Raw genomic sequence first — 15,824 nt, 5'->3', positions numbered from 1 at the left:
AAAAGAATTCGTCACTGTAACTTAAGATTAGCTTTATTTTTAAAATTGATAAACGGCCTTTCCACGAAAATATAGCTCAAAAAACCCATCGGTATAGCTACGGAAAAGGAAAAAAGGATAAAAAACAAAACACTCAGATGGTTACCGAAAAGCTGAAAAAGTAGTTGCTGCACAGGAAAACTATAAATATAAACCCCGTACGAAACATCGTATCTGAGGGTGAACTTAAACAGGCCGAAAACATTGACAAGCGTCATGGCGACCAGCACTGGTGATATCATGTTATATCCGCCAAACCTGACGAGCATTAAAGTGAAAACAACAAGGAAAACTGTACCTTTCCGGTCGAAGATCAACCACTTAGGGAACATATAAATGAGTGTCCCTGCCAAATAAGAAACATATAATTTAAAGGCCGGGGAAAGGATCAGGAACGTCGGCCCGAAGTTCTTCGAAAAATTGAAATTAATGGCAAAGAAAACAAAGATTGTAGCTGCAAATAACATGTATAGGACTTTATTTTTATTAAAGAGCCCGGAAATACCTGCAACCAATGTTAAGCAGTAGCACTGCATCTCGGGGTACAGGCTCCACAAGCTACCATCCAATGAGGCCTGGTAGCGTGCATGGTCAAGAACGTCTTTAATCCCCCATTGTCTGATTTTAAGGAGGGAATTTTTAACTACGTAGCCTGTTGCACTTCCGGGGCCTGTAAATTGAAAATTTGAGACCGGGTTCCCTTCCAGGACGTAGATTAAAGGAGCCAAAATAAAACCGGTCACGAGCAGGCAAACCCAAAAGGCGGGTAAGATTCTTAACAGGCGGTGGCTGGCAAAAGTTACCAGACTTTTGCAGCGCTCGAAGCTGGCGGTAATTAAATAACCGCTAAGGGCAAAAAAACCCATTACGCCGAATTCCGGTAAATTTGTCTGCCCTTTTGAAAACAACGCCAGGGGATCCTGTAACTCATAGCCTCCTATTAAAATTGCATGGCCAATAAGTACACATGCGGCCAGTAACAACCTTAGCAAATCAAATGCATTTCTTTTGTCAGTCATCTAATCAATTTCGGATAAGCCATCAAACGTCCCGCATGCGCCGCTCCAGCGGATATAGTTTACTTTGTTCGACCAGGCTTTATAAGTAAACCATGCCTTTGCTTTTCTTAACGGTACAGACCAAGCCGGGATTTTCTTCCACGGGCAAATACCATGGGAAGCGAGCAGCATTACCCATGACTTATTCATATTATTCAGCAGCCTGACCAGGTAGGTGAAATTCGTTCTTTCCCGGGAAATGATGTGGGTAAGTGTCAGAGATGGGAAATAACCAGACTGGTAGCCGCCTTTAAGGATTTCCAGGACGATATCGTTATCCCCGCCTGAACTTAAAGATGAGCCCTGCCGGTCTGCAATGACATTCTTATTTGAGGTGATTTTACTGATATACCCGTCCAATGCATGTTTCCTGATGGCCATGCCTGCTCCAATAGGGGCAGCGCGCGGGTAGGTATTATTCCAGGTATCAACAAGAATTTCCTCGCCCAAATCTCTAAGCGCTAAATTTCCATAAAATTCTTTCAGCCAGACCTGTGGCTCAAGTTCAAACTGTGGGATTGATTTCCCCCCGGCAGCCCCCATAAACGGATATTCACTAAAGATTTGCAATGTATGACTGAGGTAGTCGGTATGCAACATATTATCGTCATCTACCATTATGAGAATATCTCCCGAAGCTTCTAAAAAACCTTTTGTCCGCGCGTAGGTTAATCCCTGCCGTCGTTCAAATATTATGCGCCAGTTCGGATGCCAGCTCAAGTCGACCATTTTGCTAACAGGCAAAGACGAATTGTTATCAATAATAATTAGCTCCCAACGGTCAAATGGCAAGGTTTGTTTTTTCAGACTGTCAAGTGTAAGGTCAAGTCTGCTCTGATCGGGGTTGTAGGTTGGAATGATTACAGATAACATGCTTTAATTATTCAATATTTCCGCTGCTAAAGAGGTGCCATAGAGCCTTAATTGAATGTTAATTGATTTTACAGCTAAGTCCGCAGAGATTACCGTCATGCACTTCCTTTCAAAATCGCATTTATTGTGCAACCAGCAAGGTGAGCAGGGGGGGGCGCTGGAAATATTTTCAAAACACTCGTATCCGGATTGCCAGGGTTTTTCTCGCCCCCCATAAATAATAACCGCCCTGCAATCGACCGCTCGTGCTAAATGCATCATAAACCCTACATGAGTTACCAGAAGCATCGAATTTTTCAGGATGGCTGCACTTTCTCTAATAGTTGTTGCCCCCCTCATGTCAAGGACATTTTTGAGCGGGGCGCCGGCGGGATCCCCTAACTGTATAAAGTTATAGCTTTCGCAAAGGCTGTCGACCACTTGCTGATAATTGTCAATGGACCATTCTTTGTTTAGCATCGGTATTTTGGCCCCGGAAGTTGAAGTTACGATCGCTATTTGCCGGGGGAATATGCGGCCCTTTTTCTCTTCTGCCGGATCGAGATTAAAAATCGGTTTGTTGATTATCGGCCCGGTCAATCCTAAACAATCTGCCATCTCTAAAACTATGTGCTTCGGAGGGATTGCGTCCTGGTCTTTTTCATGGATGTAATAAGTGTAAACCGGGGAAACAAGTTTTGTCCCAAACAACCTTAATAAACGTATTGAAAGTAGAAAATCGAAGGGTAACACTTTACTGATTGATGGGTTATACTTAAAAATGTCTTCCTGATTACATTTTATCCAGATGTTTTTATACCCACGTTCAACCAACGCTGATGATAATGTCGTCAGCAGGAGATTGTCCCCGAGCGATTCTCCAAAATAGAGGATATGAGAAGGAATTCCATAATAGAAAATTAACTTTAGGGTGATTAATAAGGTTTCAGCTCGTGTTCTCATTGGGGTGTTTTTCAATTGGACCTTATGCTCCACATGAGCATACGTAATAATGTTTTGACCCTGAAATACAGTGTCAGGCCCTTTGCCGCTGTTATATAATATAGTAAGTTTCCCCAAGCAACACCCATATTTTTTTTCGCTTTGGCAAGGTACAAACAGCAGTAAATAGAACTGTCGAGGCAATTTTGAGGTGAATCTATTTTTTCCGTTGCACCGTTGCGCGCCAGAATCCTATAATGCCCACTGAAAAATTTGTAGTCGAAATTTTGAGAGCTATACCCGTTTTCCCCATAATATGCTATGGTTTTGTTGATATACCTTGTGCTATACCGCTCATTAAGGAAAACTTTAAGGGTAAAATCATAGTCCGCGGCTATTTTAAACTCCCGGTTATACTCACCCAAAACCTCAAAAAGATTGCTTTTGTAAAATACGCTTTGGTGGTGTATCCCTGTCGACAAAACTTTTGCCCTGGTGTCGTAGATGTATCCTATATTAGTTATTGCTCCGTAAACATTTCCGTAGATAAGGTCTGCATCTTTTTTTTGTATCTCTTCATAAACTTCCAGGAGGACTTTTGCTGAACAGAATGTATCATCACTCCCCATAAAGTAGAGCCATTCGCCTGTAGCTATTTTTACACCTTTATTCATCGCATCATAAATACCATTATCCTTTTCAGAAACAAGTTTTACTCCTGCAGTGCTATTGAGCATCCTGAAGGCGTCGATAATTTGTAAAGTGTCATCGGCAGAGGCGCCATCGATGAAAACAATTTCGTAGTCCCGGAAGGATTGTAATAAAATACTGTCCAGCGTATGCTGAAGTGATGCTGCACAGTTAAATAAAGGAATTACGATTGAAAAAAATGGTCTCAATGATTTTATTTACTTCCGGGAACGTACATAAATGTCTCCGAAGCAGGTGTCGTTAAATTCCGTAGTTAAAATATGAGTTCTCATTTGGCCAGGTGAGACCCACGCATTTAGCGCCCATACAAGGTCCTCCCCAATACTATAATTGCACTCGATTTTCGGATTGTATTTTTCAATGCGGTCCAGACACATTATAGCTCGATCGGGCTGCTCGGGAACGGTATATTCAAAACTTATCATTTGAACTGCCGTAGTAAGTCCTTTAAGTACCTCTAATTCATAACCTTCCACATCAATCTTTATAAAAGAAGGTATTCCGTATTTTTCAATAAGCAAGTCTACGGTGGTCATCTCAGTCTGTAAAGCCTTTTTCCACGTTTTTTCCTTAAACCTTCCTGTAGTTTTTACCGAAGTTATCCACTCGTTGGAAAAAGAAGATAAAGTAGTGTCATCAGATAAGTGGAATAGTTTTACACCCTCTGCTTCTCCAAGACCTTTTCGAACAAGTGCTATCTTGTCACCGAATTCTCGTTTTAAGTAATTATAACATTTCTCCTGTGGTTCAACAGCTATTACTTTTGCACCTAAATATAACATGGGTGCAATCCGGTTACCCATGTTGGCTCCCACATCAAAACAAATGTCACCCGGTTTAACGAACAACGAGTAAAACGCAGCTTTCCGCTGTATTTCCATCATATTTGCCTTTTGTTGAATTTCCGAGGGGAACTGTTTTCTTAACTTGGCAACAAGTTTTGGTCCCAGGATTTTTTTAAAGAGTGCTCTCATGCGGTTATTTATAAACTTGTCGGCATTTACTTAATACTTATTGATGGCTTTGCGCGTCTGGTCGACCCATAAATCAAGACCCTCAGGGTTCCAATGCGCATCGCTGCGATAGTATAAATTACGAGTTGACGCCCGGAAAAAGTCCCAAATACTAATCACAGGAAAACTGTTCTTTTTCTCAACTCGTTCAAGCAAATGGTTATAATGCATTCGCTTATCATCGTAAACGGAAACTGCATTGGGAACTACGGATAAGAAAACCGATTTAAAACCTACCGACAAGTAGTACTTTTCTGCATAATTTAGATTTTCGCTTATCTTATTTATTTCACTATCAGTTATATTCCGGAAGGCCGACTCGCGGAACGAAGTGTCCACGGTTATGTTCAGCAGCAGTCTCTTTTTATCTGTGCTGACGGCAGTTTCTCTTACTGTCCTGCCAAACAGATCATAGTTGATGCCCGCTTTTAACTCTTTCACGGGTGTAAATAGTTTATCATCAAAAAGCAGGAGTTCGATGTTCCGACTAAGGTCCTTGTTGAACATAGCCTTATTGATCCTGGCAATAACACCAGACGGGACGCCGGATCCACCAGTTTCTTTTGGTGTAATGGTATTAAAAAAAGACTTAGACAAGATTTGCCCGGTTGACCATCTCCTTTCCAGTGATTTTTTTATGTCATAGTCAACCAGGTTACGCTCAGCAAATTCCATGACCAGGTAATTTTGTTTTGTGCTGTCGAGTATAACAGGCCCGAAGGGAAAACGTCTGTCGGAAAACACAACAGCATCGAAATTATCAAACGCACGATCAAGTTTCTTGTCGGCCAGAAAGCTGTCTCCAATAATATAAAGTATTTTTCCGGTCGGGGACGTTCCTGTGTCCCTGGTATAGGGGCGGTACGGCTCCAGCTTGAATTTGTAGCCCGGCAAAAACGACATGCCATATAAATCCCCGTATCGCCAGCGGTCAGATCGCACAAACAACCGTTCATATAACGATCGGCGCTTTGCAGTCGGGGGGGGTAGATGGTCAAAATAGCGGTCGTATTTGACTTTGTTAATAAAAGTTTGGTTCATCGCCATAACGAACAACAACAGGCTTCCGGCCAGTACCATCAAACAGATTAATTTACGCATCAGAACTGAAAGTATATAAATTGCGTCTCGTTAAATATGCCTAAGAAATAGCAAGTGATAAGTAATAACAACGTAATGATTATCTTTTTAGAGTTTGGATACCCCCCGCTTTTACGCAAGCACCATTCTCCGGCAACCAAACCCAGCATCAAAATAATACAAAACCCTATTTCCCTCAAGTCCATTATATGGCCTGCTGTATACGTCAGCCCCCCCGCTGAACTAATTTTTTTCAAAATAAACCAAGCGTCACCGACTGAATCTGCCCGGAAAAATATCCAGGCCAGGCAAACCAGGTTGAAGGTCAGCAACCATTTCAGGAAACGGTAGCCTTTCACCTCTATGCGCAATTTTTTTAACACCTGGTACCCGATTAGGAGAAATCCGTGAAGCAAACCCCAGACCAGGTATTTCCAATTCGCCCCATGCCATAAGCCGCTGATAAGGAATACAACCAAAAGGTTAAAACAAGTGTAATAGAAGGGTCCCCTGTTACCTCCCAGGGGGATATAAAGGTAATCCCTGAACCAAGTGGAAAGGGAAATGTGCCAGCGCTTCCAGAATTCGGCAAGATTGGTCGCAAGATAAGGCATGTTAAAATTTTTCATCAGTTCGACACCCAGCACAAGTGCAGCACCGATCGCGATGTCTGTATATCCGCTAAAATCGCAATAGATCTGAAAAGCAAAGAAATAGGTTGCAAGCAATAGTTCCAGGGCTGAGTGGCTGTGGGGGTGGGAAAAGACTGGGTCCACATACAATCCAAGCCGGTCAGCAATTACCATTTTTTTGAATAGCCCGGTAGCCATTAATAGAATGCCCGAAATAAATTTGCTATCGTTCACTTTGTTTAAGCGATGTAGTTGCGGTAAAATATGTTGAGGCCTTTCAATTGGGCCGGCTACCATTTGCGGATAAAACATCACATATAGGGCATAGATACCAAAATGACGTTCGGCTTTTTGATGTCCGCGATAGACTTCAATCGTATAACTCATGGCCTGGAACGTATGGAAGGAGAGGCCAATTGGCAAAATAAAATCCAGCATCGGAATAGGACCTGTTCGGGAGCTAACAAGGAGCAGGTTGAAATTTTCTGAAATAAAATTGAAATATTTGTAGAAACCAAGGACGCCAACGTTAACGACAATACTGATTAGCAGAAATAATTTTCTTTTCTTTCCGGTAGCAGGTTCGATCAATAGTCCTGCGATATAATCTACTATAATCGTAAAGAATATAATCAGGATATACTGCGGCCTGAAATACATATAAAAATAACAGCTTGCTGCAAGCAGCCATATCCATCTTATTTTATAAGGCAACAAATAATAGCAGGAAGTAACTATTGAAAAGAAAAGGAAGAACAGCAGTGAATTAAAAAGCATCGGCTCGGCAGTTTCGGTTATACTAATTTGAAGAATTTGAACACTTTAAATCTTATCCTGTTCAGGAAATTAATCCTTTTCCATTCATATACTTCGCCATGTGCTTCGGCAGACCAGATTTTTTCGTGATCTTCCTGCCATTTTGCCTGCATTTTAGGATTGACCGTTTTTGCCTCACTATGGACTTTTGCTACGGACAAGGGCTGCCTGATAAGCCGTCTTTTATTCCCTTTTACAAGCCGCAGCCATAATTCAAAATCCAATGAACAATGCAGTTCCTCCCAGATGGGTTGATGAATTCCGGCATCCCAAAATGTCGAGGGTTGAATAAGCGTCGGTATCTTGATAAAATAATCCCAAAACGGTAAAATTTTAACCATTTCTAATAACCCGTTATCCACCTGGTAATTAAGACCAAAGCCATACACAAATTTAGTATGCGTCTTCAGAAACACAGTAACCACCAGATGAAACACATTGTTTAAATAATGATCATCACTATTGATCCAGGCATAGTATTGACCGGAGCCAAGACTAAACCCCATATTTATTGCCTGTCCCTGCCCATTGTCCTTTTTGCTTTGCCAGAAGCTGATCCAGGGCGCATATCGCTCAATTATATTCCTGGTTTGGTCGTTGCTTCCGCCGTCTATAATAATGTACTCAAGGTTGGGATAGTTTTGTAAAAGTACTGATCTGATAGTCTCTTCTAAAAAATTACCTTGCTGGTAGGTAGGCGTTACGATGGTGATCCTGGGCCAGCAAATTTCAGTATTGTAAAGCGAGGGGGCGGTTTCTTCCGTCCATGGCCAGCCGCTTTTTCCCTCAGGCGCCGAAGGCAGGATTTTCAGGAGCCCGGTCTTTGGAACTTCAATGGACTGCAAAGGCAGGTTAGTGCCATTCGCTTCAAAAGCAACCCGGTATCTTTTCAAGTCAGGGAGTGTCATATTTAGTTATTACCTGAACGTGTTAAAATTTCCCGTGCTGCTTTATATACATCGTTAACACTGACATCAGCCATAGTATAATTTGAAAATTGTGTATAATTTCGAATGTCTTCTTTGTAGCCTTCCGGAAATACGGGATGAATTACGCCGGGAGCGTGCTGCGGGTATGGGATGAATCGTCCGTAAAGATCGCCTTTGGCAATGCATATGACAGGCACTGACAGGGCTGCAGCTATGTGCACCGCTGCGGTATCTCCGGAAATCAACATTTTTGCTCCGCCGATAAATTCACAAAGTTGTATAATACTTAGCCCGGTTCTGAAGGACAGCCTTTCAGCAGGTATACCTTCACCAATAACGGCCGCTTCCGCCGCCTCATCAATTCCCCCGGTTACGACGATCTTTATGGTTAAATCTGAAATGAGTTGCGCGCAAAGCTTGTTGAAATTTGACGCTGGCCATTTTTTCTCGATGCTTCCTGCGCCTGTAAAAATAATGACACTGTCATTTTGAACTATCTGTAAGTCGCTTTTGTTCATTATCGCTGAAGCTGCCATACTTGTTTCACCCGTAAGCGCTTCCATTATTTGTCTATTTCGGTCAAACTCATGGGCAGGGGCGGGGTTAACGGATATCAGCACAGAGTAATATTTGTCAGCCTTTTGTTTCTGTACCGCGTTTTCGTTAATCAGGTCGCCATCGACTGCTATTTTATGTTTCGCGTTGATATTCCTTATTAGTTCATCAACGATATATCTACGTGAATAATTTGTATATACCAGCGTCTCCGGCCTCAACAGCTGAAGCCTGAACATTAATTTAACAAGGTCCCATTTTAAAAAGAAGCTGTCGGAATACCAGTAAAAGCCATCAATAATTTTTGAATCCAGGTAAGTGGCGATTTCTTTGCTTCCCGTATTGGCCAGTAAATATATTTGATGGTCCTTGTACTTTTCAGATGCCCTTAAAAAATAGAGGTAGTCCCTGAACAGTAAGTAGTCACCGATACCATCACATTTCACCAACAGGAGCGTGTCCTTCCTGCGTGCGGGGAGGAAAAACAGACCGTTGAGGACTGCAGGAATCAGTTTTCTGATTAAAATAAATTTTAACTTATTAAATATGATCCCAATCATACCTGAATTTTAAATGCCGAAAACTGCCGAGCTTCAACGGATAGTTTCGGTCTGTGTAGTCCGGGTGTTATAAATTGACATGCCCTTTAGCAGCTGTAATCTTTCGGCCCCCGCTAAATAGCTTAAATACCCTTGTTCGTTACGCGACTCTTTGAATACGGAACAAACGTAGCCTTCCAGGGGGCTTAGCGGTTTAATCGGGCCTATTTTGTCTTTCCTTACGAAATAGGCATTGTTCCCGGCGCTGTTGCAGCCAGTGAAATAATACCCTTTTTTTTCCGCCAAATCACATAACGATAACAGCGAGGCCCCGTAATACAGGTTCGAGAAATGCGCGGCAGTCCTGTAAAAATCAGGCTGGTAGGGAACGGTCCATGGATGTTCGATCCCCAAAACACTATTGTATTCAACGATAACAATAACCGGTTCTATGGCTGTGATCGCCTCCCACACCCAGTAATCGTTGCCGTCGATGTCTATACTTAAAATACCGATGTCCCTTGCCAGCCCCTGTTCCTGGATCAAGCCGTTAATGTTCTCGCGGGTGATGAACACATCCTTTACTTTCAGATCGAATTTCCAATATAATTCGGAATTTCTGAGTTCATCCATGTTCGGCTTTGACCCATCCATAACCAGACCACCCCAGTTGTTGTTTATTAAGAGGAAGCGGGTGTTGGCTTCGGTGTAATTTTCAACACCGAATTCTATAAAATATTTTTCCTGTATATCTATCGTGTTAATCAGGTATTGTATAATGCCATCATCTCCCCACTGGGAAAATACAGAAAATTCGTAATTGGACAACGGCAGGTCACCCGAATAATCAAATGAGTTAATGAGTGACTTTGCTGCCAGTATTTTCTGAACAGCGAGATTGTTTTCAAGTTTTACTACAAAATTCGGCAACATCAGCAGGTTTTTGCCGGCTGCTTTAATTTTGTTTAACAGGGAATATGGCATAGTTTATAACAATAAGGTGACGGTCCGTAACTGCCTTATTTTAAATGCAGGAAGTTTTTAATTTTATTTTTTATCCGCTGTTTTAATGGAAGTGGCTCAATTTTTACATAGTTCAGCAATTTGACGTAGTGTGCCAAATTTATCGAATCAGTGTAGGTAAGAGTAATCGGCGCTTGCACCATTTCCTGTACGAGCCCTTCGTTACCTTTATGTGTGCCACTGCCATCAAAACCAATATTCATTGTAAGTGATGCCGTTGGAAAAAGGCCGAGTCCATTTCTGACGAAAGCGGTGTAATACCAACGGATATCCCAGGTATTCATATGACATAACATGAATACCTGGTTCATGCCGCCCACATTGAACCGGTCTTTCAAGAGCTTTTCACTATTTATTTCATCGATATAAGCAGGATTCGTCGCGAACAGATCCCACCTGTCAGCCCATGTTGCCCATCCCCAGGAACTGGTCGCCACCGGACAAAGGAAGGTATCAATATCTGTTTGGAAATCGATGGGGAACATAAACCCATTTATCGAAAATACCTGTTTCGCATACTGATATAGTTTTAGCCCATCGTTGCAGTACTTTAGAAAATACGGGGATGTTACGATATCATCTTCCAGTATGATGGCTTTACCATGTTTGCTGATGACCTGAGTGACACCGTCTATAACGTTATCCTCCAGGTCCATGTTATTTTCCCTGGCAACAAGGCACACCTCGCGACACCAGGACTTTTCAAGAGCTACAGCCCGCGCCTGTTCTATCAAATCCAAATCAGCCGAGGCTGCGTTTTCTTTGGGACCATCCGCGAAAACATATAATACCGAACTGTCTGCACCTAAATTTCTGCTTAAAGCCTCCAGGCTTCTCCTGGTGTGCTCCGGCCGATTATAGATGAACATAATAACCGGCGCAAAATCAACCTCTGCGCTGTCACCCTGTTTGATCATTGTCTTTTATTTTCTGTTTTGGTGTCCGCCGGTAAAAGCAGGGCGCTGATTTGCCGGTGATGCTTTATGATTTTTTTTCGGTTACTGATAAGTGCCTGCCAGCAACCAAGATGCGCGTTAAACAGCAATGCCCGTTGTTCCATGACTGCTTTCTCCCGGTTCAGTACCGATTGGTAAAGCATGATAAGCGTGGATTTTAATAACGTCTTTGCCGAAGATAATAACCATGCATCCAGTACTTTATTAAATGGCCGCAAATCATTGTTTATAATCGAATAATATCCGTTTAGTAATACGTTCGTATAACCATGCCCGTATGAAAGTTTATTGATATAAAACATTTTTTGCCGTTGCTTGGGCACGAAATGCTTAAATAATAAACGGTCATCTGCCACGATTTTATAACCACTCAAGTAGATCGCAAAACATAGTTCAACATCTTCCCCGCAAATCAGACTGTTGCCTTTCCTTCCGACAGTTATTTGCTGCCACCCTTTTTCGAAAAGGCCGGTCAGTACACTTTTTCGGTAAACCGACCCTGCACCATATACCCAATGACGGGATTCTGCGTTTGATTGGGAACCATTGACATAATAAGTTGCGTAACTCATAATTTCCGTAGAAACGGGCTGCTCGGGTTCAAAAGTCCCATACCCTCCAAGTGCTCCAATGCAATTATCTGACCCCATAATTTGGTATGCCCGGGCGACATACCCGGGTGATAACCAGTTATCATCATCACAAGTTAGTATATAGGAATATTTCGATGCGGTGATCCCTGTTCTGAATGCATAGTTTTTGCCAGGCTTACGTTCTTCCAGGATTGTCAAACGTAGCGGTACCTTACTAAATTTGTCCCATTCCTGCCTGGCTATAAGGGCGGTACCATCGGTCGATGCGTTGTCGACGAGAATGATTTCCCACAAAAGATCATCAGGAACTTTCTGCAACGCAAGATTTTTTAGGGTTTCTGCCAGCCGCGAGCTGCTGTTATAACAACAAATAATAACGGAAATGCCGGTATCCATAAGATTGGCCATCAGTTTAGGTAGATAGCATCCATATTAGCTTTAAAGATTTTGAAGCTAAAAAGATTTTTGTAGCGCTTATAACCATTTTCACCAAATTTTTTGCACACTCCTGGTTGATCAATTATACTGATCAACGCTTTCACGTGTTCTTTTGCATTAAATGGGTCGACTAAAAGTCCATTGTACTGATCGGTGATGCTCTCAGTCAACCCGCCTGTAGCAGAAACCACGCAAGGAAGATGATGATACATTGCTTCAACAACTGCAATACCATGGGTTTCGTGAATGCTGGGCTGGTAATAAATCATGGCCGATGCCAAATAGGATTCGGGGTGCGAATCGGCCCCGTGAAATTTGATTCGTCCGCTAACTGCCGCTGCTGCGGTTCTAAACTCCTCCAGCAACGGGCCGCTGCCCACCCAAATGAAATCGACATCATGGTACTTACTGACAATCGATTGGGCGACCTCCAGCCAAATTGCCGGGTTTTTGTAAGCTACCACATGGCCGAGTGTCAATATATATTTTTTGCCATTTGTTTTTACTGTTTGGATAGCACTGGGCTCAACGACGCAATTGTAAACCACATGTACAAAAGCCTCTTTTTTTTGAGGAATCTTCCAACGTTGCAGAAGCAATTCCTTGTTTGCGTTTGATACTGTAGTGATGCACTTTCGCTTATTCAGTGCAAATTTGCAGATATAGGTTGTAAAAATCGAATGTCTTAGGGAAGGGGTGGAGTGAAGGACATAGTTGACCTTTATAAACGGCACACAAAGCAGGTATAAATATTTTTCCGGCTCGACAACACTGATTGTCAAATCAGCAAAGCCATGTTTCAGACTCATAAAAAAAATCCGCGCCACCGATATAAAAATAAAAAAGAGCTCTTTGAGGTTTGATAAAAGCGATGGATAGGAAAGGTGGGCATAACCATGCAGACCGGTTTGCGCGCTTACACAAAACGTCTCTGGCATCTCGATGTTTCCCAGGTACGCCATATCTGCGTTGTTTTGTAATATAAGAATGGTTTTTTCACCACCAAAATACTTTAACAGCGTCTTTAAATAGGTATTGCTTCCGCCAAATTCGAAAAGCCGCGTCATAACAATGTGCTGTCTCATAATAAATCCGGATAGCTCACTTCCATGGCAAAGTGCATTTCAATGTGAACCTAATTAGCTCATTTAGGGTAAAATATTGGCAAAAATTCTTATTGAATTGCTTGAGCACCCCCAAGTTATAGACGGTATTATGAAGGTAATAGGTTCTGACAATACCAGCTTTTTTTTCTTTGACATAGATTTTGAACTTCGAATCCTCATAAAATTCCGAACGGGCGTTTATTGTCTCCAGTTTGCTAAGCCAGCCAACCATTTCACCAAGCCTGTCCGCATCCCCAATTACCTGAGTGGTCACCAATAACCTGATATTTTTGAGATCTTCAGCAGACGCCGGATCCACCAGGTAACGCAACATCTTCATTTTGCATTGATACGACTTAGCGACCTGTATCTGTTGTGCAGTTGCTGAAACCTGGTTTGGGTGCATCCGGTAGGATAATAATACTTCGGGTATGTTCGATAGTTTGCCTGAGGCTACTATCCGAGTCCAAAGTTCATAGTCCTCAGCCGGGTAGAACGATGGGTCATACGCAAACTTTCCTTTTTTAAGAAATTGCTCCCGGATCATGACAGTGGGATGTCCCAGAGCGCAATAATCCAATAGCGCAATTTTTACATCATCTGGAGCTACCGGATTTTTGATAATTCTATCTGTACCCAATATCCTATACCACGTACCGCAACCGGCAATATCCGGATTGTTATCAAGGTAATAAACTTGCTTTTCAAATCTTTTGAGGTCGCTGATATCATCCCCGTCCATCCTGGCAATATACTTGCCCTGTGCCATTTCCAGACCCCGGTTAAGGCTTGCGATATACCCTGTATTTTCCGATTTTTTAAAAATTCTGATCCGGCAATCATTATAACTTTCTACTATGACCACCGTCTGGTCATTTGAAAAATCATCAATTATAATAAGTTCGAAATCATTTAGCGTTTGCTTTAAAATACTTTCAACTGCATTCCCGATGAACTGTTCACAGTTGTAAACAGGCATAATTACGCTGACTAAAGGCTGACTTACAATGTTATCCATGTATCGGGCAGCATTGTTTGGGCCCTCGAATTATACAACGGGTCATTATACCATTTCTTCGGTGCAATGATTATTTTCTCAGGGTTAGGATTTAACCAGGCCCCCCACCAGCTGAAGCTGCTGTTGGCTATGATATGGTGGTTGCAGCATGTCATCAACGCCAGATCTTTCCAGCTATTTTCGCCGTTGTTGTGTTCAATATAACATGCTTTTATCTTAGCTGTTTCTAAATTTGACCGTGCCCATTCTGTATCATCTGAAAACACAAACAACTCCGGCGAGCGGTGCCTGTCACACATAATTTCCAGTGCATTCTGGTAATATTCCAACGTCAAAACGCCATGGATCCCGGCAATTACAGTTGACTTTTCGTAATCGCCCCGGCGGATATGTAAGCTGATTGAATTTTTCGTTTCGAAAATCCTTTTCTTTAGCGCTTCGTTGTGGGCATCCAGTTCAGGAAACCGAAAATCTTGAAAAACTGCTTGTTGGCTGTTCTCAAAATAAGACTGAGACTGAAAGTAACCATCCAGGTAGAGAATCCGAAATTGTTGCTGACCGCCAAACGAAACCATTTCATTATTCTGCTGAAATACATATTGCATCCGGTCACTAAGAAAACGCCTCGATGCCCGGTATAAAAATTTGTGGCTCCTAAAAATCTCCCGTTGCCATTTTTTGGCTGTGCGAACATTTATATTTTTAAAAATATTTAACTCATAACTTCTTGCGGTAAAATGTTCACCGTTTAAACAGTTTTCTTCCAGGAAGGAATGATCAAAATAAATCGGCTCATCGGATTTTGACTGACCCTTAGCAGCGGCATATTGAAACATCTGATTACCCAAACCTCCTTGTAATTTAACGATGATCATTTCCGTATTTTCGCGTAAACAGCTCTATATCGTGCAAATCTTTAAAGTTCTGCCTTAACCAATCTTCATCTTTCTCCCACCATTTGAAGGCTTCCAGAAAATCGACCTCTTTTTCAGTGAACCGGTACCGGATGATCCGAGCAGGTGAGCCGGCAGCCACGGCATAGGGCGGTATATTTTTGGTAACGACGGCGCCAGCCCCGATAATTGCACCGTTTCCGATGTCAATATTATCCATAATAATCGCGTTTACGCCGATCCAAACATCGTTTCCGATTGTGGTCTTCCCCATCTCATCAAAATAGCTGGTATCACTAAAGGTCATACCATTTTGTTTATTAGTTGAAAAGAATGCCGGGTGCGTGCTTACGTATTTCGATGCGGGATGTCTGCCCAGGCAAGCACTTGCACCTTGGCCGATTGAACAGAACTTACCTACCTTACAATTCATCAGCGAGACATTTGTACTCAAATAGGTATAGTCCCCGATGTCTGTGTTGAAAATATAGCTTCCTTTGCCGATTTTGCAATGTTTCCCCATTCTGCTTCTGTCAAATATATAGGCTGTTTCCGGCGCGGTGATTTTTTTATAACCGGCCTTCCTGAGGATGTGACTTGCAATCTTTTTTAAAAAACGAGGCACCTGCAT

16 protein-coding genes are annotated in these 15,824 nt (G+C 42.3%); all 16 read right to left on the bottom strand.

Features of this window, described 5'->3' with window-relative positions; translation table 11 throughout:
- Positions 1-11: 11 nt before the first annotated feature.
- Positions 12-1,058 carry an acyltransferase family protein gene (locus tag NAF19_RS12380; RefSeq protein WP_252790367.1) on the bottom strand — a complete coding sequence of 349 codons (1,047 nt, stop codon included), beginning with the start codon at positions 1,056-1,058 and terminating at the stop codon, positions 12-14.
- The gene (locus NAF19_RS12375) at positions 1,059-1,970 is read right to left on the bottom strand and encodes a glycosyltransferase (protein WP_252790366.1); all 912 of its coding nucleotides are present in this window, start codon (positions 1,968-1,970) and stop codon (positions 1,059-1,061) included.
- A gap of 3 nt (positions 1,971-1,973) precedes the next feature.
- A complete protein-coding gene (locus tag NAF19_RS12370) occupies positions 1,974-2,912 on the bottom strand; it encodes a glycosyltransferase family 9 protein (protein WP_252790365.1) in 939 nt (312 codons plus the stop codon).
- Between the two features lie 11 nt (positions 2,913-2,923).
- Positions 2,924-3,790: a glycosyltransferase family 2 protein gene (locus tag NAF19_RS12365; RefSeq protein WP_252790364.1), complete on the bottom strand. Its 867-nt coding sequence runs from the start codon at positions 3,788-3,790 to the stop codon at positions 2,924-2,926.
- Between the two features lie 9 nt (positions 3,791-3,799).
- Positions 3,800-4,576 carry an FkbM family methyltransferase gene (locus NAF19_RS12360; protein ID WP_252790363.1) on the bottom strand — a complete coding sequence of 259 codons (777 nt, stop codon included), beginning with the start codon at positions 4,574-4,576 and terminating at the stop codon, positions 3,800-3,802.
- A gap of 30 nt (positions 4,577-4,606) precedes the next feature.
- Entirely contained in the window at positions 4,607-5,716 is a 1,110-nt protein-coding gene (locus NAF19_RS12355) for a hypothetical protein (RefSeq protein ID WP_252790362.1), read from the bottom strand.
- Positions 5,716-6,918: an MBOAT family O-acyltransferase gene (locus NAF19_RS12350; protein WP_252790361.1), complete on the bottom strand. Its 1,203-nt coding sequence runs from the start codon at positions 6,916-6,918 to the stop codon at positions 5,716-5,718. Before NAF19_RS12350 ends, NAF19_RS12355 begins: the two co-directional genes overlap by 1 nt.
- A gap of 203 nt (positions 6,919-7,121) precedes the next feature.
- Positions 7,122-8,051 (bottom strand): glycosyltransferase family 2 protein, encoded by a 930-nt coding sequence (locus NAF19_RS12345; RefSeq protein ID WP_252790360.1) that lies wholly within the window; start codon positions 8,049-8,051, stop codon positions 7,122-7,124.
- A gap of 2 nt (positions 8,052-8,053) precedes the next feature.
- A complete protein-coding gene (locus tag NAF19_RS12340) occupies positions 8,054-9,187 on the bottom strand; it encodes a glycosyltransferase family 9 protein (RefSeq protein WP_252790359.1) in 1,134 nt (377 codons plus the stop codon).
- 33 nt (positions 9,188-9,220) lie between these two features.
- Positions 9,221-10,150: a hypothetical protein gene (locus tag NAF19_RS12335; RefSeq protein ID WP_252790358.1), complete on the bottom strand. Its 930-nt coding sequence runs from the start codon at positions 10,148-10,150 to the stop codon at positions 9,221-9,223.
- A 35-nt stretch (positions 10,151-10,185) separates the two neighbouring features.
- Entirely contained in the window at positions 10,186-11,106 is a 921-nt protein-coding gene (locus NAF19_RS12330) for a sugar transferase (protein WP_252790357.1), read from the bottom strand.
- Positions 11,103-12,146 (bottom strand): glycosyltransferase, encoded by a 1,044-nt coding sequence (locus NAF19_RS12325; RefSeq protein ID WP_252790356.1) that lies wholly within the window; start codon positions 12,144-12,146, stop codon positions 11,103-11,105. Before NAF19_RS12325 ends, NAF19_RS12330 begins: the two co-directional genes overlap by 4 nt.
- Positions 12,146-13,261, bottom strand: a complete 1,116-nt coding sequence (locus tag NAF19_RS12320; protein WP_252790355.1) for a glycosyltransferase family 4 protein — start codon at positions 13,259-13,261, stop codon at positions 12,146-12,148. Before NAF19_RS12320 ends, NAF19_RS12325 begins: the two co-directional genes overlap by 1 nt.
- A 16-nt stretch (positions 13,262-13,277) precedes the next feature.
- Positions 13,278-14,300, bottom strand: a complete 1,023-nt coding sequence (locus tag NAF19_RS12315; protein WP_252790354.1) for a glycosyltransferase family 2 protein — start codon at positions 14,298-14,300, stop codon at positions 13,278-13,280.
- Positions 14,285-15,175 (bottom strand): alpha-1,2-fucosyltransferase, encoded by an 891-nt coding sequence (locus NAF19_RS12310; protein ID WP_252790353.1) that lies wholly within the window; start codon positions 15,173-15,175, stop codon positions 14,285-14,287. Before NAF19_RS12310 ends, NAF19_RS12315 begins: the two co-directional genes overlap by 16 nt.
- Positions 15,162-15,716 carry a CatB-related O-acetyltransferase gene (locus NAF19_RS12305; protein WP_252790352.1) on the bottom strand — a complete coding sequence of 185 codons (555 nt, stop codon included), beginning with the start codon at positions 15,714-15,716 and terminating at the stop codon, positions 15,162-15,164. Before NAF19_RS12305 ends, NAF19_RS12310 begins: the two co-directional genes overlap by 14 nt.
- Positions 15,717-15,824: the final 108 nt, after the last annotated feature.

This window comes from Mucilaginibacter flavidus (assembly GCF_024055575.1).
GTDB classification, from domain to species: Bacteria; Bacteroidota; Bacteroidia; order Sphingobacteriales; family Sphingobacteriaceae; genus Mucilaginibacter; species Mucilaginibacter flavidus.
Note: the sequence above shows the minus strand (reverse complement) of the source record. Positions and strands in the feature narration are given on the sequence as shown.

Bases quoted from the DNA above. Each gene is read 5' to 3' on its own strand.
- NAF19_RS12360 (WP_252790363.1), bottom strand. From the start codon at position 4,576: ATGAGAGCACTCTTTAAAAAAATCCTGGGACCAAAACTTGTTGCCAAG.
- NAF19_RS12355 (WP_252790362.1), bottom strand. From the start codon at position 5,716: ATGCGTAAATTAATCTGTTTGATGGTACTGGCCGGAAGCCTGTTGTTG.
- NAF19_RS12370 (WP_252790365.1), bottom strand. From the start codon at position 2,912: ATGAGAACACGAGCTGAAACCTTATTAATCACCCTAAAGTTAATTTTC.
- NAF19_RS12335 (WP_252790358.1), bottom strand. From the start codon at position 10,150: ATGCCATATTCCCTGTTAAACAAAATTAAAGCAGCCGGCAAAAACCTG.
- NAF19_RS12320 (WP_252790355.1), bottom strand. From the start codon at position 13,261: ATGAGACAGCACATTGTTATGACGCGGCTTTTCGAATTTGGCGGAAGC.
- NAF19_RS12340 (WP_252790359.1), bottom strand. From the start codon at position 9,187: ATGATTGGGATCATATTTAATAAGTTAAAATTTATTTTAATCAGAAAA.
- NAF19_RS12305 (WP_252790352.1), bottom strand. From the start codon at position 15,716: ATGGGGAAACATTGCAAAATCGGCAAAGGAAGCTATATTTTCAACACA.
- NAF19_RS12325 (WP_252790356.1), bottom strand. From the start codon at position 12,146: ATGGCCAATCTTATGGATACCGGCATTTCCGTTATTATTTGTTGTTAT.
- NAF19_RS12380 (WP_252790367.1), bottom strand. From the start codon at position 1,058: ATGACTGACAAAAGAAATGCATTTGATTTGCTAAGGTTGTTACTGGCC.
- NAF19_RS12315 (WP_252790354.1), bottom strand. From the start codon at position 14,300: ATGGATAACATTGTAAGTCAGCCTTTAGTCAGCGTAATTATGCCTGTT.
- NAF19_RS12345 (WP_252790360.1), bottom strand. From the start codon at position 8,051: ATGACACTCCCTGACTTGAAAAGATACCGGGTTGCTTTTGAAGCGAAT.
- NAF19_RS12375 (WP_252790366.1), bottom strand. From the start codon at position 1,970: ATGTTATCTGTAATCATTCCAACCTACAACCCCGATCAGAGCAGACTT.
- NAF19_RS12330 (WP_252790357.1), bottom strand. From the start codon at position 11,106: ATGATCAAACAGGGTGACAGCGCAGAGGTTGATTTTGCGCCGGTTATT.
- NAF19_RS12310 (WP_252790353.1), bottom strand. From the start codon at position 15,175: ATGATCATCGTTAAATTACAAGGAGGTTTGGGTAATCAGATGTTTCAA.